19 protein-coding genes are annotated in these 25,336 nt (G+C 39.2%); 14 read left to right on the forward strand and 5 right to left on the reverse strand.

Annotation, left to right across the window (positions count from 1 at the left end):
* Window positions 1-8 precede the first annotated feature (8 nt).
* From BMY50_RS17800 to BMY50_RS17820, 5 genes are all read right to left on the reverse strand, one after another.
* Window positions 9-1,031: a family 43 glycosylhydrolase gene (locus BMY50_RS17800; RefSeq protein ID WP_093326966.1), complete on the reverse strand. Its 1,023-nt coding sequence runs from the start codon at window positions 1,029-1,031 to the stop codon at window positions 9-11.
* A gap of 3 nt (window positions 1,032-1,034) precedes the next feature.
* Window positions 1,035-3,005 carry an alpha-L-arabinofuranosidase C-terminal domain-containing protein gene (locus tag BMY50_RS17805; protein WP_093326968.1) on the reverse strand — a complete coding sequence of 657 codons (1,971 nt, stop codon included), beginning with the start codon at window positions 3,003-3,005 and terminating at the stop codon, window positions 1,035-1,037.
* 22 nt (window positions 3,006-3,027) lie between these two features.
* A complete protein-coding gene (locus tag BMY50_RS17810) occupies window positions 3,028-4,572 on the reverse strand; it encodes an alpha-N-arabinofuranosidase (RefSeq protein ID WP_093326970.1) in 1,545 nt (514 codons plus the stop codon).
* 117 nt (window positions 4,573-4,689) lie between these two features.
* Window positions 4,690-6,249 (reverse strand): RagB/SusD family nutrient uptake outer membrane protein, encoded by a 1,560-nt coding sequence (locus BMY50_RS17815; protein WP_093326972.1) that lies wholly within the window; start codon window positions 6,247-6,249, stop codon window positions 4,690-4,692.
* Window positions 6,250-6,268: 19 nt separating this feature from the next.
* Window positions 6,269-9,337, reverse strand: coding sequence for a SusC/RagA family TonB-linked outer membrane protein (locus BMY50_RS17820; RefSeq protein WP_093326975.1), 3,069 nt, complete (start codon window positions 9,335-9,337; stop codon window positions 6,269-6,271).
* A 320-nt stretch (window positions 9,338-9,657) separates the two neighbouring features.
* Here BMY50_RS17820 and BMY50_RS17825 point away from each other — a divergent pair, with 320 nt between their 5' ends.
* The 14 genes from BMY50_RS17825 to BMY50_RS17890 all read left to right on the forward strand — a co-directional run bounded on the left by BMY50_RS17825 (window position 9,658) and on the right by BMY50_RS17890 (window position 25,325).
* Window positions 9,658-10,350 carry an NUDIX hydrolase gene (locus tag BMY50_RS17825; RefSeq protein WP_093326977.1) on the forward strand — a complete coding sequence of 231 codons (693 nt, stop codon included), beginning with the start codon at window positions 9,658-9,660 and terminating at the stop codon, window positions 10,348-10,350.
* A 160-nt stretch (window positions 10,351-10,510) separates the two neighbouring features.
* The gene (locus tag BMY50_RS17830) at window positions 10,511-12,208 is read left to right on the forward strand and encodes a ribulokinase (protein WP_093326978.1); all 1,698 of its coding nucleotides are present in this window, start codon (window positions 10,511-10,513) and stop codon (window positions 12,206-12,208) included.
* A 25-nt stretch (window positions 12,209-12,233) separates the two neighbouring features.
* Window positions 12,234-12,935: an L-ribulose-5-phosphate 4-epimerase gene (locus BMY50_RS17835; RefSeq protein WP_093326980.1), complete on the forward strand. Its 702-nt coding sequence runs from the start codon at window positions 12,234-12,236 to the stop codon at window positions 12,933-12,935.
* 127 nt (window positions 12,936-13,062) lie between these two features.
* Window positions 13,063-14,562: an L-arabinose isomerase gene (gene araA / locus BMY50_RS17840; RefSeq protein WP_093326982.1), complete on the forward strand. Its 1,500-nt coding sequence runs from the start codon at window positions 13,063-13,065 to the stop codon at window positions 14,560-14,562.
* Between the two features lie 63 nt (window positions 14,563-14,625).
* A complete protein-coding gene (locus BMY50_RS17845) occupies window positions 14,626-16,323 on the forward strand; it encodes a sodium:solute symporter family transporter (protein ID WP_093326985.1) in 1,698 nt (565 codons plus the stop codon).
* A gap of 606 nt (window positions 16,324-16,929) precedes the next feature.
* Window positions 16,930-17,625 carry an N-acetyltransferase gene (locus BMY50_RS17850; protein ID WP_093326987.1) on the forward strand — a complete coding sequence of 232 codons (696 nt, stop codon included), beginning with the start codon at window positions 16,930-16,932 and terminating at the stop codon, window positions 17,623-17,625.
* A gap of 52 nt (window positions 17,626-17,677) precedes the next feature.
* Window positions 17,678-18,865, forward strand: a complete 1,188-nt coding sequence (gene argG, locus BMY50_RS17855) for an argininosuccinate synthase (protein WP_093326991.1) — start codon at window positions 17,678-17,680, stop codon at window positions 18,863-18,865.
* A 79-nt stretch (window positions 18,866-18,944) separates the two neighbouring features.
* Complete coding sequence (argC, locus tag BMY50_RS17860; protein WP_093326994.1) at window positions 18,945-19,916, forward strand: N-acetyl-gamma-glutamyl-phosphate reductase; 972 nt, start codon at window positions 18,945-18,947, stop codon at window positions 19,914-19,916.
* Window positions 19,917-19,956: 40 nt separating this feature from the next.
* A complete protein-coding gene (locus BMY50_RS17865; RefSeq protein ID WP_093326996.1) occupies window positions 19,957-21,093 on the forward strand; it encodes an aspartate aminotransferase family protein in 1,137 nt (378 codons plus the stop codon).
* A gap of 27 nt (window positions 21,094-21,120) precedes the next feature.
* On the forward strand, window positions 21,121-21,570 hold the full coding sequence (locus BMY50_RS17870) for a GNAT family N-acetyltransferase (RefSeq protein WP_093326998.1): 450 nt from the start codon (window positions 21,121-21,123) through the stop codon (window positions 21,568-21,570).
* An 11-nt stretch (window positions 21,571-21,581) separates the two neighbouring features.
* The gene (locus BMY50_RS17875) at window positions 21,582-22,583 is read left to right on the forward strand and encodes a Rossmann-fold NAD(P)-binding domain-containing protein (RefSeq protein ID WP_093327001.1); all 1,002 of its coding nucleotides are present in this window, start codon (window positions 21,582-21,584) and stop codon (window positions 22,581-22,583) included.
* Between the two features lie 67 nt (window positions 22,584-22,650).
* Window positions 22,651-23,430 (forward strand): acetylglutamate kinase, encoded by a 780-nt coding sequence (gene argB / locus BMY50_RS17880; protein WP_093327003.1) that lies wholly within the window; start codon window positions 22,651-22,653, stop codon window positions 23,428-23,430.
* A 28-nt stretch (window positions 23,431-23,458) separates the two neighbouring features.
* Window positions 23,459-24,262, forward strand: a complete 804-nt coding sequence (proC, locus tag BMY50_RS17885) for a pyrroline-5-carboxylate reductase (protein WP_093327006.1) — start codon at window positions 23,459-23,461, stop codon at window positions 24,260-24,262.
* A 1-nt stretch (window position 24,263) separates the two neighbouring features.
* Window positions 24,264-25,325, forward strand: coding sequence for a M20 family metallo-hydrolase (locus tag BMY50_RS17890; protein ID WP_093327008.1), 1,062 nt, complete (start codon window positions 24,264-24,266; stop codon window positions 25,323-25,325).
* Window positions 25,326-25,336 lie beyond the last annotated feature (11 nt).

Below are 25,336 nucleotides of genomic sequence, written 5' to 3' on the forward strand. Positions count from 1 at the left end.
TATTGGTTCTAATTATCTTCTTTCATTATGACAGGCCAATTTTGGTCATTCCAAGTTAGTTTTTCTATTCTTAATTTTGGTTTTCCATCATCGAGCGCATCATAGCCATGGAATATTAAGTAACTTTTTCCTATCGAATTCACTACGGCATTATGTCCTACGCCATGCCAATTATCATCTCCTTCGAGAAGCATTTTACCTCCTCCTGTCGCAAGGGATTTGCCTTCTTCATCTAAATAAGGCCCTGTCAGCTGTTTTGCTCTACCCACAATTATTTTATAGGTACTTGCTATACCTTTGCAGCAATAATCGATAGAAGCAAAAAGGTAATAATATTTGCCTTTTTTAAAAATAAAGGGTGCTTCAATCGCATTACCTCCGGCATCAACTGGATTGTTATCAACAGCAGGTGGATTTGGTGATTTGGCATCTTCTTTCCTGCTAGCAATCGTTGGTATACTGGAAAGATCATCTGCTATTTTTAGTCCATCCTGACTAAGTTTCACCAGCTTGATTCCGTCCCAAAAAGATCCAAAAACCAGATAAGGAACACCCTTCTCATCCGTTATCAGGTTTGGATCAATAGCATTCCAATTGGTTTCCCCGGGGATTGACTGTATAATTTTACCATGATCAGTCCACTTAAAGCGAGGGTCTTGCGGATCTAGTGTTGGATTGGTTACCAAACCTATACAAGAAGTGTTTTTACCAAAGGCAGAAACGCTATAATAAAGATAGTATAAGCCGTTAAAGTGACTAATATCGGGTGCCCAGATATGTCCTTTAAAAGAGGGAACTGCCGCCACAGCCCATTTCGGAGGTGTTTCAAAAACAGGGAGCTCGCTCTTCCAGGATTTCATATCGGATGAAGACCATACAGAAATGCCATTTCCTGTGGCAAATACATAATATTTGCCATGTGAATGGATCATCACCGGATCATGGGCTACCACCTGTCCTAGCTGTTGGCCAAATAAATGACCCCACCATCCAGTTAGTAACGCAAATACCAGCACATTGATCCTTCCCATGAGTTATTGCATTTTTATTTTAACAACATGAAACGAATAAGGTACTAAACTGATATTTAATTTTTTACCCTCAATTGCAATCGGCCTTGTTTGCGGACTTACCTGATCGGGTTGATCGATTGTATTTATTGCATTTAGATTTGTTGCGGTCAAAAAGGTATGACTTCCATTGCTCGCTAATTTTCCTTTTACCTGAATGTTAAACATTCCTTCTACAGGTTGGGCATTATGATTAACAATTTTGACGATAATTTCCTTTTGATTGTGATCAATAACGGCCGAGGCATACAGACTATCTCGGCCGCTGACCAATTGGCCGTCTGAAAGGATAGGAATAACATCTGTCCCTTTATTGGTAGCATAGAGCTTTTGCACCTGATAATTAGGTGTTCCATAGGCGTGAAGATTATTTACCCAAATCAGATCCGGAGCCCATTGCCAACCATCAACATGTGCAAATAGGGGGGCATAAGATGCCATCTCTACCACATCAGCATTGCGCTCAAGGCCTGTTAAAAAAGCAGCTTCCGCTATTGCTGCCGACCAGTTATTTTCTGATGGGCCATCCTCCACTTGTTTAGGATGACCTGCATATTCTCCGGCGAAAATCTTTGAACCATTGCGGTCATAGCTATCATATCTGCTTGTATTAGAAAGAAACCATTCTGGGCTACGATAATAATGTTCATCGATAAAATCGACCTTCATTGCTCTAAGTCTTTGGTTTAAGAAATCAAAACGTTCCCCATCAGGATCAGTTCCTGAACTAGCCACAATTTTTATGTTAGGGTACCTATCATTAAGCGCCTTTTTAAAAATCTCGAGTCGTTCTATATACTGGGGGCCCCAGTTTTCATTCCCCACACCCAACATTTTTAAATTGAAGGGATTAGGATGTCCCATACTAGCTCTCAATTTGCCCCATTTTGTGGTCACATCGCCATTTGCAAACTCGATAAGATCCAGCGCATCTTGCACATATTCATCGAGCTCATCTATCGGAACGAGTTCTGCAGTATTGAACTGACAAGCCATACCACAATTTAAAATAGGCAGTGGTTCTGCTCCAATATCCTCTGCTAACTGAAAATACTCAAAGAAACCAAGTCCAAATGTCTGATAATAATCAGGAGCGGGACGATGCTTAAATTCTGTATTCCATCGGTTGATTATAAGTTGACGATCCTCAATAGGGCCTACTGTCTTCTTCCACTGAAATCGCGTTGCAAGCTCACGCCCTTCCACTATACATCCACCTGGGAAACGGATAAAGCCTGGTTTCATATCCGCCAGTAGCTGTACCATATCAGCACGTAGCCCCCCAGGGCGTTTTTTCCAAGTATCTTCCGGGAACAACGAGATCATATCTAGATCAATGATCCCCTTACCTTCAAACCAAATATTCAATTTTGCTTTTAACTCCGTTTGCGTTGCATGAAAGCTGACTTGCTGTTTTTTCCAAGTATTTTGCTCTCCATCCGGAGAAAATTCTCCCTTTCCAATAATAGTTCCAGTGGTATCTACCAGCTCAATATGAAGCTTTACTCCCGGTTTTATTTGACGATAGAAAACGCTGAAATCATATCTTAACCCTTGTTTGATGCCCATTCCTCTAAAACCTTCATTCTGAAGTCCAAGCTTCTCGGCTCCAGTTAGTCTATTTATTCTTAAAAACCGTGGGTTATTTGTCTTCTCTTTTTGATTTAGCACTAAAAAAGTTCCTTCGGGGGCAGTCTCACCTATTTTTTTCCACCCCATAAGCGGTTGCGCAAACTCAAAAGATCTATTTTTTATAAGTTCCGCGTAAATTCCACCATCTGCTCCGAGATTAATGTCTTCAAAAAACACGCCCCACATATTAGGAGATACCTTTGCCGTTGGTTTATCAGCCTGTATACTAAATGTTTTTTTTACCTGAGCGTTTAAGCTTAGTGTAAAGGCTACTATGAGCGCCACTAATACATTTCTTTTCATAAATATGAGTTTGAAAGGTACGCTAATTTAATTCCAAAACAACCACCGAAAAAGGAGGTAGCTTTAAGGCAATCTGATTATTCTTAATTTGAGCCTCATTAAATACTGCTGGTTTTATATTAGCCGGATTGTCAAAAGAGTTAAAGTCTCTTAGTTTTTTCGACGTAAGCAAGCGTCCATTAATTGATTTATATTTTTTATCTGCAACATCTACCGTTATAGCTTGTTCCTTTGTAGGATCAATATTAACCAAAGAAATGTGCGTTTTACCATCTTTTGCAATAGAGGCAGAAGCGGTTACGGCCGGTATTTTCTCTCCATTGAACACGAAGTCAGCACTATTTAACTGTATTGGAATTAAAGTAGCATCTTGATGAACCTTATACATTTCCATGACATGATAAGTAGGTGTTAACAGCATTTTATTACCTTCAGTTAAAATAACTGCCTGCAATACGTTAACCGTCTGTGCTAAATTTGCCATCCGCACGCGTTCAGCATGATTATTAAAAATATTCAAGGTCATACCCGCAATCATGGCATCACGCATAGTGTTTTGCTGATATAAGAAACCGGGATTGGTTCCTGGCTCCACCTCATACCAACCACCCCATTCGTCTACCACCAGGGCTATTTCCTTAGCCGGATCGTACTTATCCATAATAGCTGAATGTTTCTCCACTAACTCATTCATTAGCCATGCTGATTTCATTGTCTTAAAATACTGTTCATCCGTATACATAGTAGAAGGCCCTTTCTTCTTCCATTCAATAACCGCATAGTGATGTAAAGCAATCCCCTTCACCAAATTTTTTGGTATTTTTTTCATAAGGGTTTCGGTCCAGTTATAATCGGCCCCATTTGCTCCTGAAGCAATACGGAAAAGTCCGCCAGTATTTGTCCAATCAGACATGAAAGTAGCATACTTACGATATACATCGGCATAATAATCAGGCGTCATATTTCCGCCACATCCCCATGCCTCATTTCCTACGCCCCAAAATTTCACATTCCATGGTTTTTCGCGGCCATTTTCTCTACGTAGATCAGACATAGGGCTTTTACCACCAAAGTTTACATATTGTACCCAATCAGACAATTCCTGTACCTCGCCACTCCCTACATTTCCAGCCAAGTACGGTTCGGTTCCCAATAATTCGCACATGTTAAGAAAATCATGCGTCCCGAAACTATTATTTTCTGTTACTCCTCCCCACCACGTGTTAACAATGCTGGGTCTTTTACCTTTAGGGCCAATACCATCTTTCCAATGATAGGTGTCTGCGAAACACCCTCCAGGCCATCTTAAGTTGGGGATATTTAAATTTTTAAGCGCGTCAATCACGTCGTTCCGTACACCATTGGTATGTGGGATCGTTGTATTCTCTTCACCTACATATATCCCATCGTAAATACAACGACCTAAATGTTCTGCAAAATGACCATAAATATGTTTATTGATAGTTACGGTATCTTTTCCTGGAGTGAATGTTACCACATTCTGTGCCCAAACGTTACAAAAAGAGACAAGTACGGTTAGGGTTGCAATAATTGATCTTCTATTCATGAGTTTATTAATAGTTGGTATATAATAATAATTGGCTAACACTTGCTAAAGATATTAAATTAATTAATAAATGTAAAAACAACATTTAAAATTTATAAATCATCGCGCTTACTTTCCTTAATTAGCTGCATTCGGTAATAGATTTTTATTTATATCTAATTCGCGTTGCGGAATTGGCAGATATTCTTTTCCAGGACGCCAGGTAGTAAAATCTGCATCGTGTTCTTTTAAAATTTGTAATTTCTCTGAGTTATACAACCATCCCCATCGGATAATGTCATTGATGCGAATGCCTTCGATAGCGAGTTCCAAATATCTTTCATGTGCTAGTTGATCACGCATTTGCTCTTGCGTCATATTTGGTTTTACAGTAGCAAGGTCGGGTAGTTTAGCACGGGTTCTCACTTGTTGTATATAAGTATATGCCTGCGTAGTTTGCCCAAGTTCATTTAACGCTTCAGCATACATAAGCAATACATCTGCATATCTCAGTATGCGATAATTAATACCTGAATTTTCAACACCATTGTTTTCATTCGTATATCCTGGAATCCCATCATGAGTATACTTCCTTGGGTATATATTGGTTTTTGGATTCTTCCAAACAGCTCCATAGGCAAGCTCAGAGATGCCTGGTTCGAAGGATGCGATAGTTGACAGGAGCCTTGGGTCTAATTGCCCATCAACGGTCTTTTCTTCCTTAAAAGCATTGTAAATGCCGCGGGTAGGTAAAAAATCAGAATAACCGAAACCATCCATGGCATAAGTATGCCCAACTGACGACACCTGTTTCCAGTTAGCATTTGGTTCGCCACCATAATTAAATACAGTACCGCCTACGGCATCTGGATCTGCAAACTGCACTTCAAACAAAGATTCCGCATTATTTTCATTGGTTGGCTTAAAATTATCACGATAGTTGGACATTAAGCTATAGATATTCAACTCGGGTCCATCTACCAACAATTTGAATTGTTCTGCAGCGGCGGTCCAATTTTTTCTGTATAGGTATGCCTTTCCCAATATACCTGTTGCAGCGCCCTTTGTTACTCGCCCAATCTGGTTCGCATCAGGCCCAGAGACCGTAGTATACGATACAGGGAGCAACTCTTTTGCAGCAGTTAAATCTGCTATTACCTGATTCCATAAAACTTCCTCTGATGCAGTGGGTTCGTAATATTCAGAAGACTCTACGGGAGGTGTGAGGATTACGGGAACAGCTTTATACGTATTGGCCAACGTGAAATAGGCCAAGCCTCTCAGGAAATATGCCTGACCAAGCAATCTATCTTTCAGTGCCTGATCCATCTCAATAGTTGGCACATTCGTAAGTACTTGATTGGTTCTATAAATTAATTGATACCATTGTGCCCATACCCATTGCACTGGACCCGAGGTAGATAAAACCGTAAATTGACCTGTTTGAACTAAATCCCCCCAAGGACTGTCGCCCGTAAAATCATCTCCTCTCCCATCAGTTAAGGCCGGCATCATCCGCATATAGGTACCGTCCTGTATTAAGCTATTATATATAGCAATTACTGCCGAAGAAGCCTGTTCCGCTGTTTGCCAATAGCTCTCTACGTTTTCTTGTTTTGAACTTTCAATATCTAATTTTTTATCGCAGCCCATACCTAATAGGCAGCAAGATAATGCAATGATTATATTTTTTTTCATGACTAATATTCTTATAAGATTAGAAACCTATCTGCACGCCCAACATGAATGTTCTTGGTTTAGGAAATGACCCAAAATCGAATCCCGGTTCAAAAACTCCCGACGTGAAATCAGGATTATAACCTTTATAGGCTTGGAAAGTATAAAGGTTCTGCGCTGTAGCGAACACTCTTATTTTCGTCACACTCTTAATAAGTTTGTCGGAGAAGGTATATCCCAATGAAACCGTATTGATGCGAAGGTAAGTACCATCTTGTAGCCATCCTTTTCGATCTGAATCACGACCATTTCCATTCGGGTCATTCGCAACTAAACGAGGAATATCGGTATTGGTATTTGTGGGAGTCCATCGATTAAGAATATCCTCATGCCGGTTAATGTAATCAGTTGTCAACATAAGATCTCTATACATTCTACTATTAATTTTGAAGTCTGAGCTACCGGACGCAAATACACTAAAATCTATTTTTTTATAGGCTGCACTAAAATTAAGACCATAATTTAATCCAGGGATCGCACTTCCAAGATAAGCGCGATCATCGGCATTTATTACATTATCTCCATTCAAGTCTTTGAACCGGATGTCTCCTGGCGCCGTAGCTGCGCTTTGAAAAGCATGAGCAGCAACTTCCTCGCTCGTTTGGAAGATCCCTTCTGTCACATATCCAAAATGCTGACCTACTTCTCCACCTACTTCTGTTTTGGAACCTGCACCATAAATCGGCTCTCCATTTTCACCCAAGGCAAGCACCTTATTTTTAATGGTACTTACATTCGCTGCAATCGTGAAGGTAAAATCTCCGTCTCGCTTATTATAAGCGCCCATAAACTCAAATCCCGAATTTTGCAGACTTCCGGTGTTCACGGTGGGAGCTTGATTTACCGAACCCGTTGACGATGGAATTGGCACACCTACTAAAATATCGGTTGTTTTATTACGATAATACTCGACAGTAAAATCAAAAAGACCGTTGAATAAAATACCATCTAACCCGATGTTCGACGTAACCTTTGATTCCCATTTAATATCGGGTGAGACCAAACTCGTTTGAAGACCTCCGAATACCTTCTGACCATTGAAATTATACACGATATTTGGATTGATATAAGCGGTGTATAAATAATCTAAAATATTCTGATTCCCTAACTTTCCATAGCTTGCTCTCAGCTTTAAGTCGCTCACTATATCTTTCGGAACTTTAAAGAATGATTCATTGGTTATTTTCCAACCTAAAGCTATTGATGGAAAATAACCGAAGCGATTTGTTGGACTAAACCGCGATGATCCGTCTCGTCGAATATTCGCGGTAAGAAGATACTTATCATCAAAATTATAATTGATACGGCCTAAATAAGAAGAAAGTGCGTTTTCATCCAATGTACCAGAAGCAGTTTTATTACTCCCATTATCTAGGATTGGATAATAAGGTTCCGTAAAGGATTCCGAATGACCGCTACGAACCAAGGCAGATCCAGATTGATAGGTTTGTCCTACCAGAACAGCCAAAGCGTGTTTTCCAAATGCTTTTTCGTAATTTAATGTATTTTCTACTAGAGCAGTCGTTAATGTTCGTTGCCCGTCATCCAATCTGGAAATATTTGAATGGAAAAAATATCCCAAGTCAAAAGCCGGTTGAAAAGCGTAATCTCTTGCCTGTGTTTTATCGTAACCTAGGTTCAGCTTATATTTTAAACTATGCCCGTTCTTATTGATGAGGTCGATTTCCCCATAAGCCGTCGCAAACATCCGATCGACATCCGTATAGTTTTTGAACAAGCTATTGATGGCGATGGCATTTAACGAAATAACATCGTGAATATTGGATTCTGTTCCACCAAAACCACCCTTATTATTAGGGTCATAAATCAGCTGCGTAGGAATTGCTTCCACCAGATCAATTACTAAAGGGGGACGACTTCCTGTTAATATGGTATTATTATAGGTCAGTGTATTTTCATGTGAATGCGTATAGGAAAATGTTTGTCCCACCTTAAAAATACCTTTTTTTGCAGACGTGTTAACGCGGGCTGTGTACCGATCATAGCTTGGGCCGTTACCTACAAATGTGCCATCATTACCAAGGTAATCAAAAGACATATTATAGGTAGTATTCTCCCCGCCACCCATAAAATTAAGGTTATGATTTTGGCGCATCCCATTCTTCATACCTTCTTTTTGCCAATCGGTATCAACATTATCAATGAACATAGGAGAGGAAGGATCATTTCCTGGAATTAGGGGTAATCCGGCATTGGTACGTACCTCATTTGCGATCATCTGATAATCTTGTCTTTTTAGTACCGGTATTCGTTGCCAAATCTTATCTATACCATACGAGCCATTGTATTCAATATTCAATGGCGTGTGTTGCTTACCTTGTTTAGTAGTGATAATTACCACACCATTTGCCGCCATTGACCCATAGATTGCTCCTGCAGATGCATCTTTCAATACCTGCATAGATTCAATATCGTTTGGACTGAAATCACGAATAGAAGTTCCTACCGGTACCCCATCCACCACATATAGTGGCTGGGCGTTACCAAATGTACTAACTCCCCTAATCTTAACACTAGGTGCAGCTCCTGGCTGCCCATCACTGTTCACGGTTATGCCAGGGCTTCTACCTTGAAGAAGTTGAGAGATGTCATTGGTTAAGTACTTTTTAGATTCGGCTACATCTACGATCGCAACAGACCCCGTGATGTCCGACTTCCGCTGCGTTCCATAGCCAACAACAACTACTTCATCTAGACCCAATAAGTCTTCTTCTAAAACGATGTCATAGGTGTTTTTTCCTTGGGTAATTTTAATTTCCTTTTTCACATATCCCACATTCGTAAAAGACAAAGTACCGTTCCAATTGGGAATTGAAACTTGATATTGCCCTTCCTCATTCGTGTTGGTTCCTACTCGTGTTCCAAGTAAAACCACACTGATACCCGGTAATGGCTGCCCATTTTTGTCGGTAACTTTACCGGAAATTTGCACGCTTCCTTGGCTAAAGCCAATTGAATAGCAGAAAAAAAGCACAGCATAAATTACGAATGCTTTCTTCCAAATGATTTTCAGTTTAATGTGTTGCATTTTGGTTACTTATTGGTTTTTTTAACGGTTATTTTTATCGGGTAAACCCCTTAATTGGCTCGGCTAATATAAAAGCTTTTTATTAAATGTCAACAGAACATTTAATAAAAAGTGTCATAAAAACACTTTTTATTAAACTTAATCGTTTAAACAGAAAGAGAGGCTTGTAACATAAACGGATAGCTAGATTTGATAATCAATAGATAAAATACCTATATTTACCACTTTGATTGATGCAAATCATCATTTTTTCTTTTTTAATTGTTGAGAATTATTGTGTTAATGAATAATATCGTATCCCTTTTAATTACCTATAAATTATGACTAAATACTCAAAACAAACACGCATATTAGTTGCCGTAGACTGTATTATCTTCGGCTTTGACGGAGATAGCTTGAAGTTACTAATTATTCAACGCGGCTTTGAACCCGAAAAAAATAAATGGAGCTTAATGGGCGGGTTTGTTGAACCAAGCGAAAAACCAGAAAATTCTGCAGCAAGAGTATTGAAACAGCTAACGGGGCTCGAAAATGTGTACATGGAACAAATGGAGGTTTTTGGCGAACCGAAACGCGATCCATTAGAAAGAACTGTCAGTATAGCCTATTATGCGCTTATTGATATCCATAAGTACAAAGACCAGCTAAGTAAAGAATACAGGGCAGAATGGGTGCCTTTAAAAGAAATTCCGAAACTTATTTTCGATCACAATAGTATGGTAGATCATGCCAAGAAGAAATTGCGCTATAAGGCAGCCTTGCACCCTATCCTCTTTGAGTTGCTTCCTGAAAAATTCACTATTCCACAGATACTTACTCTTTATGAAGGTGTTTATGATATTGTACTCGATAAAAGAAACTTTAGCAGAAAATTGCTTTCAACGGGATTACTAATGCGCCAAAAAGACAAGGATAAAGAAAATTCCAAAAAAGGAGCCTTCTATTACAAATTAAACAAGGAAATCTATAAGGATAAGATTAGTTCTTTTTTAAACTTTATTCCGAATCCGTAATTTTTTTTCGATAATATTTTTTTTCGATAATATTTTTTTATCTAAAAAAATAAATGTTATTTTGACACGAATAATACAAAGAGATTGACAGACTGACCAATTAGTAAAAAAACGCACAGCGCTGCGATTCTCGAAAACATAAAAAATTTTAGTTATTGATATGGATAACGCATATGTTATAGGTGTGGATTACGGTACGGACTCAGTAAGATCTGTATTGGTTGACGCCCACAATGGTGAGCAAGTAGCTTCAGCCGTTCATCATTATCGAAGATGGAAAAAGGGCCTGTTTTGTAATTCAGTTAAAAACCAGTTTAGGCAACACCCACTCGATTATGTAGAGGGACTTGAAGAAACGATCAAATCCTGTCTTTCTAAAGCCGGACCTGATATCGCTTCTAATATAAAAGCTATTTCGATTGATACTACCGGTTCGACACCCATTGCGGTAGATAAAAGTGGAACTCCTTTAGCGTTGCTTCCGGAGTTCGAAAGCAATCCGAATGCCATGTTTGTTCTATGGAAAGATCATACTGCCGTAAAAGAAGCAGAAGAAATTAACATACATGCAAAAAAATTTGATATCAACTACTTGCAGTACGTAGGTGGTATCTATTCTTCTGAATGGTATTGGTCGAAATTATTACATATCCTACGAGCAGACGAGGCAGTCAGGTCTTCTATTTATACATGGGTAGAGCATTGTGATTGGATTCCTTTCTTATTAACCGGAGGTAGTGATGCAGATGCCATAAAAAGAGGCGTTTGTTCCGCAGGTCATAAATCTTTGTGGGCTAAAGAATTTGACGGCTATCCGCCAAATGATTTCTTCGCCTCACTAGACCCGCTATTGGACGGTTTTGTACTAAATATTGCTAATGAAACCTTCACCGCTGATCAGCGGGCAGGTCATTTGTCTGCTGACTGGGCAACACGTCTAGGACTTTCAACAGAAGTAGCTGTAGGTATTGGAGCTTTCGATGCACATATGGGAGCTGTTGGCGGACAGATTGAGCCTTATTATTTAAGCAAAGTGATGGGAACATCGACCTGCGATATGCTGGTTGCCCCTAAAAATGAAGTTGAAGGAGTATTGGTGCAAGGCATTTGCGGACAAGTTGATGGTTCGATCATTCCAGGTATGATAGGTATGGAAGCCGGACAATCTGCCTTTGGAGATGCATACGCTTGGTTTAAAAACTTGCTTTTATGGCCATTAAAACATTTTCACGCTTCTGCTGACGCAAATAATTTAATATCGGAGGAGCTCCTTCATCGTATTGAGGAGAATATAATACCTGAGCTTAGTAAATTGGCTGATGAGATAGAACTTACAGAAGAGCTAGAATTTGCGCTCGACTGGTTAAATGGAAGGAGAACCCCAGATGCTAACCAAGCATTAAAGGGTGCATTTTTTGATTTAAATCTAGGAACCGATGCGCCTAAACTTTTCAGAGCTTTAGTAGAGGCTACATGTTTTGGTGCCAAAAAAATTGTGGATCGGTTTAACGAACAAGGTGTCACCGTAAAAGGTTTGATAGGAATGGGTGGAGTTGCTAAGAAAGCTCCCTTTATTATGCAGATGATGGCCGATGTGATGAACATGCCTATCAAGATACATCGTTCCGAACAGACTTGCGCTATTGGTGCTGCTATGTTTGCAGCAACCGTGGCGGGTGTTTATCCGCATGTGGAGGAAGCGATGGAAGCAATGGGTCAAGGCTTTGATACGGAATATTTTCCTAATTCTGAGAAAGCAAGTATCTATCAAAAACGCTATCAAAAATATTCGGAAGCAGGTGCGTTTATAGAAAGAAAAATAAGTCAAGACATCGATATTTTATCTGCCTCTATCTAAATATAGGACATTCAATTATAGCATTATGAATAATTATCAAGATATCCGTGAGGAAGCCTACGAAAACAACATGCAACTACCAAAACTTGGATTAGTGTTATTCACCTTTGGTAATGTAAGTGTTGCAGATCGTTCTAAAGGTGTCTTCGCTATAAAACCAAGTGGGGTTCCCTATGAAAATCTAAGTCCGCAGAACATGGTCATTGTTGATTTTGACGGTAACACCGTAGAAGGCGATTTACGTCCCTCTTCTGACACAAAAACGCATGCAGTTTTATATAAACATTGGGATAAAATTGGCGGCATTGTACACACCCATTCTACTTATGGTACAGCTTGGGCACAAAGTCAACGAGCAATTCCTATTTATGGGACGACCCATGCCGACCACCTTACAACAGACATCCCATGTGCGCCGCCAATGGACGACCATATGATACAGGGAAATTATGAGTATGAAACCGGTTTTCAGATATTAAATCATTTTCAGGAAAAAGGACTTAATTATGAGGAAATCGAAATGATCTTAGTCGGCAATCACGCACCATTTACTTGGGGAAAGACAGGAGCGAAAGCGGTATATAACAGTGCAGTGCTAGAAACAGTTGCTAAAATGGCACTGTTAACCGAGCAGATTAGCCCAGATGCTCCTCGTTTAAAAGATTCACTCATCAAAAAACATTTTGAACGCAAGCATGGTCCTGATTCGTACTATGGGCAGAGCTAGGGAAGCTTAAAGCGGAAAGCAAAGGCTATCAAACAATAGGAGGCATAGGTATCAAGCCTTAGTTTTAAGTCTAATAGCTTCTAAAAATATCTTGATACTTGATATAAACAAACAACGAATATAGCATATGTTAAATTTAAAAACTTTTGAAGTCTGGTTCATTACAGGAAGCCAAGACTTATATGGACCTGAAACGTTGGCCCAGGCAGCAGAACATGCCCAGGAAATTTCAAAATACTTTAATGACCATCAAAAAGTGCCTGTTCAGGTAATCCATAAGCCAATTGTTAAGAATTCAGAAGAAATTTTTAGTACAATATTAGCCGCTAATACGGCTTCTAATTGTATCGGTATTATTACTTGGATGCATACATTTTCTCCTGCGAAAATGTGGATAAGGGGATTAAATATTCTAAAAAAACCACTGCTTCACTTGCATACTCAATACAATCGTGATATTCCTTGGGATAGTATTGACATGGATTTCATGAATCTCAATCAAAGTGCCCATGGCGACCGCGAGTTTGGTTTCATCGTTTCACGCATGCGCATTAACCGTAAAGTGGTAACCGGTTTCTGGCAAGATGAAGATGTGATCGCTAAAATCAATGTATGGGCAAGAGCTGCGGCCGCATGGAACGATTGGCAAGGAGCTAAATTCGTGCGTTTTGGGGATAACATGCGGAATGTAGCGGTAACAGACGGAGATAAAGTAGAAGCAGAAATGAAATTCGGCTTTTCAGTAAATACCTACGCAATTGGAGATCTTGTTGCTATTATCAATCAGGTTACTGACGACCAAATTAGTTCGCTAGTAAAGGAATACGAAGCGAGCTACACGCTAGCCGATAATGTAAAAGCAGGACAGCCCTTACACCAGCATGTATTAGACGCCGCTAAAATTGAACTTGGCCTAAAGAAGTTTTTAGAAGATGGTGGTTATAAGGGTTTCACAGATTCATTTGAAGATTTACATGGTTTGGTGCAGTTGCCGGGAATTGCGGCCCAACGACTGATGGAGCAAGGATATGGTTTTGCAGGGGAAGGCGACTGGAAAACACCGGCATTAGTTCGCGCCTGTAAAGTAATGGCTTCAGGCATGGAGGGTGCTAATGCTTTCATGGAAGATTATACATATCATTTTCATCCGGAAAACTCAATGGTACTAGGATCACATATGCTCGAAGTAGACGCATCTCTAGCCAAAGAAAAACCACGGCTTGAAGTTCATCCATTAGGAATCGGTGGTAAAGCCGACCCAGCACGTTTAGTATTTAATGCTTCAGGGGGGCCTGCCCTAAATGCTTCGCTGGTAGATATGGGTGACCGTTTTAGACTTATCGTGAACACGGTAGAAGGGCTTGAAGCTACACAACAACTGCCAAAGCTTCCTGTAGCGCGTGTACTTTGGAAACCGCTTCCAGATATGAAAACAGCTTGTACTGCTTGGATCTATGCCGGAGGAGCGCACCACACCGTATACAGTCAAAACTTGACGGTTGAATACTTAGAGGATTTCGCACGAATAGCTGGAGTTGAATTTATAAAAATAGATGAACGTACGCGACTAGATCAATTCGAGAATGAGCTAAAATGGAGTGAAGTGTATTATCAAACCCATAAATAAAAATAAAAAAGAGCGTGGTAATCACGCTCTTTTGCTAACCAAAATTAACCTTAGATATCCAAAATGGAAAAATTTGCACAGATTGATTACATCATCTTCCTCATCTATTTTATTGTAGTAGCAGGCTATGGCTACTGGATTTATAGAAAAAAAAGTAATGATGCGGCAAGTAGTAAAGATTACTTCCTGGCAGAGGGTTCATTAACCTGGTGGGCTATTGGAGCCTCCTTAATTGCCTCAAACATTTCAGCTGAACAATTTATTGGCATGAGTGGTAATGGTTTTACCGTCGGTGTAGCCGTTGCTGCATATGAATGGATTGCAGCATTGGCCCTCATTATTGTTGCGGTATGGTTTATTCCTGTTTATCTGAAAAACAAGATTTTTACTATGCCTCAATTTTTGAATAACCGTTATAATGAGACCACGAGCCTTATTATGGCTGTATTTTGGCTGTTCCTTTATATATTTGTCAATCTCACATCAATTTTATTTCTGGGTGCTCTTGCGATCAATAACTTGGCAGGAGGAGGTAGTTTCCACTTAATCGTTGTAGCCCTCTCTATTTTTGCAATCGTAATTACCTTAGGCGGGATGAGAGTGATTGGTTTCACGGATGTTATTCAAGTATTAGTGCTTATCATTGGGGGGGTAGCCACTACTTATGTTGCTTTAACCTTAGTAAGTGAACACTTCGGGCTTGGGAAAGATGCCTTGGCGGGCTTTTCTCGTCTTATGGAAGATTCTCCCGAACATTTCAAAATGATTATAGAAAAACCGACGGCAAGTTCTTCACAGGAAGAAATAAATAAATATTTGATGCTACCAGGATTGGGAATGTATTTGGCTGGGATTTGGATTGTTAACCTTAATTATTGGGGTTGTAATCAATACATTACCCAAAGAGCGCTTGGTGCCGACTTAAAAACGGCTAGAACAGGAATTCTATTCGCCGGGCTTTTAAAATTATTCATGCCTGTTATTGTAATGCTACCTGGTATTGCCGCTTATGTCTTATATAAAAATGGTGCCCTTCAAGAGGAAATGGCACCGGGAGGCAATTTTAATCCTGACAATGCCTACTCAGCGATATTAGGTTTTCTTCCTGACGGTATGAAAGGCTTATCCCTTGCTGCATTAACCGCAGCAATAGTTGCATCACTGGCAGGTAAAGCAAATAGTATCGCCACCATTTTTACCATGGATATTTACAAGAAGTATATGAGAAAAGACGCTTCGGAGAAGAATTTGGTTAATGTGGGTAAAATTACAGTAATAGTAGCCATACTGGCATCTATACTTTTCACTTGGGATGACATGTTGGGCATTGGCGGTGAGGGGGGGTTCACCTTCATTCAAAAATATACCGGGTTTATCAGTCCGGGAGTACTTGCTATGTTCTTGTTGGGTATGTTCTGGAAGCGAACCACAGGTAGCGCGGCCATTGTGGGACTTATAATGGGTTTTGTATTATCCGTTGTGTTCAACAATTATGCTCCAACCTGGTTCGGTAATGATACATTCCTTTATACAGCTTATCCTAATGGAAGGGGGGGCTACGAAATACCTTTCCAAATCTGCATGGGTTTATCCTTTTTATTTACAGTAATTGTGATGGTATTAATGAGCCTTTCAGGTCCTAAAATTAATCCGAAATCCTTCACTTTAGACACCAAAATGTTCAGAGTAGAGCCTTCTGTTCTTGTCATGATTGTTCTTACTATTTTATTGGTTAGCGCCCTTTATGTACGTTTTTGGTAATACAGTTTGGATAGGATATGCTTAAAATCATATCTTATCCAAGCTTATTTCTTTACCCCGTCTTTCGACCAATCCTTTCTAATAATACCATTATGCTGGATATGCATCACATCGAACAAATGAATATTCTCCCTCTCCTTTACCCATAAAGCAAGACCGCCTAAAGATTTCAAGGCGATAGAACGGCTACATATTTAAATATTTTCAATACTTTTACTCGAATTAGTGTAATATTAGTAATTTTAAACAATAAATATTGCATATACCAAATATTATTTCATACATTTGCAGTCATTATTTTAAACTGAAGGATTAACTAAAAGATGAACATATCTGGCCTTTGTAAGAAAAACACCAAACATATCTATTCAGGCAATGTGATGGTTATGATCTGCGATAAGGCTACCAGTAACAAACTGGTTTTAAGAGTCCGACGACCCATTATGCCCCGGGCTTGATTTCGAGGGCATACCCACTCTACAAACAATATGGTAACGAGTCCGGTTACTATATCTATCACAAAGTAATTAACAAAAAAATAATCAAAATCAAACGGTAGAGCAAAATGTGTTTTATTGTTTTGTTCTCTTGGGTCATTTTCATTCCATGAACACTTCAAATTTTGTTGTTATTCCTGCAAATCAATCGCATATTGGATATGCGGAGCAGATATGTAACGAAATGGCGGAATCTGCTAAAGCTCGCGGCACAGGTATTGCACGTAGAAAGCCTGAATACATTGCCAATAAGATGTTAGAAGGGAAAGCCGTTATTGCACTCCATAAAGATGGAACGTGGGCAGGCTTTTGCTATATAGAGACATGGAGTCATGGAGATTATGTGGCCAACTCCGGTTTAATAGTAAATCCTATATTTAGAAAAGAGGGCCTTGCAAAAGCTATCAAAAAGCGGATTTTCGACTTGTCCAGAGAAAAGTACCCAAAATCCAAAATTTTCGGGTTAACGACTGGCTTTGCTGTAATGAAAATCAATTCAGATTTGGGTTATGAGCCGGTACCTTATTCTGAGTTAACACAAGATGAGGAATTTTGGAAAGGTTGTCAAAGTTGTGTAAATTACGATATTCTCACCGATAAGGATCGCAAAAACTGTATGTGTACGGCAATGCTTTGGGACCCGGTGGAAAAAGAGAAAGAGCTCAGGCAAAAGATTGAGCAAAAAGCTAAGGCAAAAGAGCGTCTAAAACAGATGCAAAAGAAACAATCATTGTTAAAACGCATTGAACTTAGCTTAAGAAGAAGAAGCAAAATAATTGCTTCCTTATTACTAGCATTTGATTAAATAATCACGTATTGATAACTTCCTATTTGTTTGGAGTTATAATTCTAAAAAAATGAATAAAAAAGTAGTATTAGCATTTAGTGGAGGTTTAGACACCTCTTTTTGCGCAATTTACCTTGCGCAAGATATGGGATTGGAAGTTCATTCTGTCGTCGTAAATACAGGCGGTTTTTCGGAAGAAGAGCTAAAACAGATTGAGTCACGCGCTTATGAACTTGGAGTAGTTTCACACGCTGCTGTTGACGAAACCCAAAATTACTATAATGATAGTATTAAGTATTTAATTTTTGGCAACGTACTTAAAAATGCCACTTATCCCCTTTCAGTTAGTGCAGAGCGTGTTTGCCAAGCAACAGCAATTGCCACTTATGCAAAAAAAATAGGTGCTCAGTATGTGGCGCACGGAAGTACTGGAGCAGGTAATGACCAAGTTCGGTTTGATATGATTTTCAATATTCTAATTCCTGATGTTGAGATTATCACGCCTATTCGTGATTTGAAATTAAGCCGCCAATCGGAGATTGATTATCTTCACAATCATGGGGTTACTTATAATGCTGAAAAAGCTAAATACTCTATCAATAAGGGCATATGGGGTACTTCTGTTGGCGGTAAAGAAACATTAACCTCACACGAAACATTGCCAGAGGAAGCTTGGCCAACGCCTGCCACATCAACCGAAAGTAAAAGAATTACCATAGAATTTGAAAATGGAGAGCCAGTTGCACTAAATGGTGAGCGTATCGGCCCGGTGAAAGTCATTCAACAACTTCAAGCTATTGCTCAACCCTACGGCATAGGACGCGACATACATATTGGCGATACTATTATAGGAATCAAAGGGCGAGTAGGGTTTGAAGCAGCGGCTCCCGTCATTTTAATTAAGGCACATCATACACTAGAAAAACATGTGCTTACAAAATGGCAATTAAGCTGGAAGGATCAATTATCTTCCTTCTATGGTAATTGGATGCACGAAGGCCAATTCCATGATCCTATCATGAGAGATATAGAAGCCTTTTTACTGAGCTCACAAGAAACCGTTAGTGGAAAAGTATTCATTGAGTTAAATCCCTACCGCTTTAATGTGATAGGTATTGAATCTACACATGATTTAATGTCTAGCAAATTTGGCAGCTATGGAGAGATGAATAATACATGGACAGGCGAAGATGTGAAAGGATTCTCCAAAATTTTTGGAAACCAGGTAATGATTTGGCACAAAGTCAATCAGAAATAGTGTAGTTATGCGTTGCGTTACGAGTTGCCTCCTTGGCTTTCTCGCAACTGACAACTGGTAACTGGTAACTCATAAAAAAATGACTAAAATTAAAGTAGGAATAGTTGGTGGAGCGGGATATACAGGAGGTGAATTAATAAGAATACTCATTAATCATCCACAGGCCGAAATTATTTTCGTAAACAGCAACAGTAATGCAGGAAATCCTGTTTACACGGTTCATACTGATTTATTTGGAGAAACAGAACTTCAGTTTACAGATGAGCTTTCACAGGAAATAGATGTTTTGTTCTTGTGTGTTGGCCATGGTGCCGCTAAAAAATTTTTAGATAACAACAACATCGAACCTCATATAAAGATCATTGATCTAAGTCAGGATTTTAGGTTGAAACAACATGCTGAAAACTTCACCTATGGCTTGCCTGAATTGCAAAGGAATGATATTGTATCTGCAAAACACATTGCTAACCCAGGGTGTTTTGCTACGGCCATACAGTTAGGATTACTTCCCTTGGCCGCTAAAGGGCTCCTTAGCCAGGATATTCATATTAATGCTACCACCGGTTCTACGGGAGCAGGCCAAAGTTTGTCAACAACTTCACATTTCAGTTGGAGAAACAACAATCTTTCAGTCTATAAAGCCTTTGAACACCAACACTTAAATGAAATTGGCGAGAGTCTATTAAAATTACAACCAAATTTTAATCATACCATTAACTTCATTCCTCAACGCGGAAATTTTACAAGAGGAATTTTGGCAAGTATCTATACAGCCTCTGACCTTAGCGCCGAAGCGGCTCTTCGTTTGTATGAGGAATTCTACGCTGAGCACCCGTTTACACATGTCAGTCCTACTAATATAGATTTAAAGCAAGTGGTGAATACAAACAAAGCTTTAATTCATGTAGAGAAACATGGCAAACAACTTTTGATCATTTCGATTATAGACAACTTATTAAAAGGTGCAAGCGGACAGGCAGTACAGAATATGAATCTCCTATTCGACTTAGCCGAAACCACTGGATTGAGACTGAAGGCAGGAGGATTTTAGAAGCTGTTAATCTTTCTATATTATTAATAAGAATTTAAGAATGAAATTATTCGATGTATACCCAATAAACCCCATTGAAATTGTAAAAGGAGATGGATCTTATGTTTACGATGTCAACGGAATAGAATATTTGGATTTATACGGTGGGCACGCTGTTATATCTATTGGACATAGTCATCCTCATTACATACAACGTATAACCGATCAGTTACATAAACTTGGTTTTTATTCGAATTCTATAGAAATACCGCTGCAGAAACAATTGGCAGAATTGTTAGGAAAAGTTTCAGGCAAAAAAGACTACCAACTTTTCTTATGTAATTCAGGAGCGGAAGCAAATGAGAATGCGCTAAAATTAGCTTCATTTTATAATGGCCGCAAAAAAGTTCTTGCTTTTAGTGGATCTTTTCATGGGCGTACATCGCTCGCAGTTTCTGCAACAGACAATCCAAAAATAGTTGCACCAGTTAATGAAACAGACAATATCATTTTCCTTCCTTTCAATGATGAAGAAGCTTTGGAAAAGGCCTTTAGCCAATATGGTGAAGAGATTTCGTCAGTTATCATTGAAGGCATTCAGGGTGTAGGCGGTATTCGTGTCGCCAGCAATAGTTTTTTACAAAAAATACGCACGCTTACGAGCCAATATAATGCCATTTTCATTGCAGATTCAGTTCAATGTGGCTATGGTCGTTCAGGTGAGTTTTATTCACATGATCACGCCGCTATTGAGGCTGATATTTATAGTATGGCTAAAGGGATGGGCAATGGTTTTCCAATTGGAGCGATAGCTATTTCCCCCAAGATAAAACCTTGGTTTGGAGAGCTAGGCACCACTTTTGGAGGCAATCATCTAGCATGTGTCGCAGCTTTAGCTGTGCTCGAAACCATGGAAAAAGAACAATTAATGCAGAACGCTGCACGAGTTGGCGCTTATCTTCTTCAAGAGCTTAAAGGTTTCGACAAAGTTAATGAAGTCAGAGGTAAAGGGTTAATGATTGGAATCGATCTCCCGGAAGAACTGAACCAAGTAAAAAAGGATCTGTTGTTTAAAAATCATATTTTTACAGGGGAGGCAAAACCAAATGTTATTCGTTTACTTCCAGCTTTAAACGTTAGAGAGAAGGAAGCAGATAGGTTTCTTGAAGCATTAAAAGAGAGATTAAATCGATTGTAAACCGTTAAGGTATAAGAAAAGAAGATCATGAGTATTGAAGGTGATTTTATAATATCAACAGACAAGAGCCTTATGGATATTGCCATGATTCATCAATATTTATCAACAGAAAGTTATTGGGCAAAAAATATTCCATTGGCGATTGTTGAAAGATCGATTAACAATTCCTTAAACTTTGGTGTTTTTCATCAGGAAAAACAAATAGCATACGCTCGAATAATAACAGATTATAGTACAATCGCTTATTTGGGCGATGTGTTTGTTCTTTCTGACTTCAGAGGAAAGGGGATTTCCAAATGGCTTATTAAAGAAATAACAGCACATCCACCGCTTCAAGGATTAAGAAGATGGATATTATTAACGGCTGACGCACATGGTTTATATAAGAAATACGGCTGGGAATCGATTCTGCAACCCGAAAAATGGATGGAGAAAGTCCGAGTAAATCCTTACAATACAGCAAGTGATAACCAATAGTAATTAATTAGATGAATACATTTTTTTCAGTACAAAATATAGATAATCTACAGGAGATTGTAAAGGAAGCTTTAGCCCTAAAGGCCAACCCTTACGCTTTTAAAAGTTTAGGTCAGAACAAAATGCTTGGCTTGGTATTCTTAAACCCGAGTTTACGCACCAGATTAAGCACTCAAAAAGCGGCTATGAATCTCGGTATGGATGTGATGGTTATGAATATGGATAAAGACGGTTGGGCATTAGAAACACGCGATGGCGTGGTGATGGATGGAACAACTGTTGAACATATTAGGGAGGCAGCAGCCGTTATGGGTGAGTATTGTGATATTTTGGGTTTACGTTCTTTTCCAGGCTTAAAAGATCGCAAAGAAGATTATAGTGAAGATTTATTTAATAAATTCATAAAATTCTGCAATAAGCCAGTAATAAGCTTGGAGAGCGCTACACGTCATCCCCTTCAGAGTTTAACAGATTTAATTACGATTATTGAACATACGCCCGTCACGTCCAAAGAGGCAAACGGCACTTTTACTACCGTTGCCCATAAGCCAAAAGTTGTATTAACGTGGGCTCCACACGTAAAGGCACTCCCTCAAGCTGTTCCAAATTCATTTGCCGAATGGATGTGTAAAGCACAAGAGGAAGACCTACTAAGCTTTACCATTACACATCCCGAAGGCTACGAGCTTGATGAATCCTTTACAAAAGGCGCTACAATTACCACCAATCAAGAAGAAGCATTAAAAAATGCTGATTTTGTATATGTAAAAAATTGGTCGAGCTACCATGAGTATGGTAAAATCTTAGTAACAGGAAGGGAATGGATGCCTACTGTTGAAAAATTTAAAGTTACTAATCAAGCCCGAGTTATGCATTGTTTACCAGTAAGAAGAGATTTAGAATTAGCTTCCGAATTACTAGATAGCCCTGCTTCTTTAGTAATAAAAGAAGCAGGAAACCGTGTATGGGCTGCACAAGCAGTTTTGAAACGAATGCTTGATCAACTAGTTTAATAATTTATATCTAAAAAGAAATAGCCAAGTTTTTTTAAATTTTACGTTTTGACACCAACTAACAAGAATGGATAAACTGAATATTATAAAAATCGGCGGCAATATTGTAGAGAACGAAGCAGCGCTAGGGAATTTTGTTAGGAATTTTTCAAATCTAGAAGGAAAGAAGATTCTAGTGCATGGGGGTGGGAAGATTGCCAGCAAATTAGCCAATGATTTAGGCATTGAAGCCAAAATGATTCACGGTCGGCGGATAACTGATTTAGAAACCCTTAAGATAGTGACTATGGTTTATGCGGGCCTGGCAAATAAAACAATTGTGGCACTTTTACAAGCGAATAAATGTGATGCCATTGGTTTAAGCGGTGCGGATGGCAATACAATCCAAACTACGAAAAGGTCTGTAAAAGACATTGATTATGGTTTTGCTGGAGATATGACCGCCAAGTCTATAAATGGAAAAAGAATTCAAAGTTTATTAAATATTGATTTATGCCCCGTTTTTTCGGCAATTACCCATAACGGTGACGGACAACTTTTGAATACCAATGCGGATACCATCGCTTCTGCATTAGCGGTCGGACTAGCTCCTTACTACGATATTTCACTTATTTATTGCTTCGAGAAAAAAGGTGTATTAAAAGATATTGATGACGATGAGTCTGTAATAAAACATATAAATGCCTCCAACTATCAATCGCTTAAGGAACAAGGGATCATTGCCGACGGCATGATTCCAAAGCTCGACAATGCTTTTGAAGCGTTATCGCTTGGTGTTAAAAAGGTAATTATTAAACATGCAAGCGACTTGACAGACCAACAAGCAGGCACTATTATTAACGAATAAAATATTCAACCAATTACTATACTATATCATGTCTAAAATCACCATCATAGGAAGCGGAAATATTGGTTTATCTTTAGCAAAGGGATTACTCGCTAAAAACTATTGCCAAGCGTCAGATATTGTTTTAACACGAAGGAACATCAAAAATATGACGGCCGAAGCAGCTCTTGGATTTAACCTTTCCGATGATAATGCACAGGCAGTAGCGAGCGCTGAGATCGTGGTACTTGCTGTGCTTCCTCAGCAACTTAATCATGTTTTAGATCAAATATCAACTACTGTTAAGCCAACTAATCAATTAATCGTTTCTGTCATATCCGGTGTAAGCTGTCAGGATATTCGCAGTAAACTGGGCGAAGAAACAGCAGTTATCCGAGCCATGCCTAACACAGCTATTGCCATAGGCCAATCAATGACCTGTATCGCATCTGATAAAGCAACAGATGAGCATATGGCGGAGGTTACGCGCTTATTCGAAACTGTTGGAGCGGTTGTTACCATCAATGAAGATTTAATGACTTCTGCCACCGCTTTATGCGCCTGCGGCATCGCTTTCTTTTTACGAAGTATCAGAGCCGCTTCACAGGGGGGCGTTGAGATAGGCTTCCATGCACACGATGCGTTAAAGATGGCTATTCAAACCGCTAAAGGAGCTGCAGATTTATTATTACAAATGCAAAGTCATCCTGAAAGCGAAATAGACAAAGTAACCTCTCCAAAAGGTTGCACTATTGCAGGTTTAAATGAGATGGAGCATAATGGATTTAGCTCCGCCTTTATCAAAGGAATCAAACTTTCTGCCGAAAGAGCAGGCGGATTATACAAGAATTAAAATGGATGATCAATTAATCGAGGATAGTATCGTTTTATTAAAAAGTTTAATAGGTATATCGTCATTCAGTAAGGAAGAAAACCAAACAGCTGATACCATACAACGGTTTTTTTCAGATAGAGGAGTACCTTCTCATCGAAAACAAAACAATGTATGGGCATATAATAAACACTACGACACCTCAAAACCTACTATCCTGCTTAATTCGCACCATGATACCGTAAAACCAAACACAGGTTATACACGAGATCCTTTCCTAGCCGAAGTGATAGAGGGGAAACTATATGGACTTGGAAGCAACGACGCTGGCGGGCCGCTAGTCTCTCTCATAGCTGCTTTTCTTTATTTTTACGACCAAGAAGGGCTTCAATACAACCTGTGTTTAGCGGCAACTGCCGAAGAGGAAATTTCCGGCAAAAATGGTATTGAATTGATACTGCCTGACCTTGGCCCTTTAGATTTTGCCATTGTTGGAGAACCAACTCAAATGCAACTGGCGATAGCCGAACGGGGCCTCATGGTGTTAGATTGTACTGCTCATGGACAATCGGGACATGCCGCTAGAGAAGAGGGCGAAAATGCTATATATAAAGCGTTAAAAGATATCGAGTGGTTTAAATCATATCAATTTCCAAAAGAATCAGCTTTATTCGGACCTATAAAAATGAATGTTACCATCATTAATGCCGGGTCCCAACATAATGTAGTACCCGCAACTTGTGATTTTGTGGTTGATGTAAGAACAACAGACGCTTATCGTAACGAGGAAGTATTGGCAATTATCCGACAAAATATCTTATCAGATGCTAAACCTCGTTCTACAAGGCTCAATCCATCTTCCATATCTCCTGATCATCCATTTGTGAAAGCAGGGATTTCATTGGGCAGAAAAACATTTGGCTCTCCAACTATGAGCGACCAAGCCTTACTCAATATTCCTTCATTAAAAATAGGTCCTGGAGATTCGGCCAGATCACATAGTGCAAATGAATTTATTTACATTAGCGAAATTGAAGAGAGTATTTCTTTATACAAAGAAATGCTTCATCGTGTTATCTTTTAAAACATAAAAAT

The sequence above is a fragment of the Olivibacter domesticus genome, from assembly GCF_900109575.1.
GTDB classification, from domain to species: domain Bacteria; phylum Bacteroidota; class Bacteroidia; order Sphingobacteriales; family Sphingobacteriaceae; genus Olivibacter; species Olivibacter domesticus.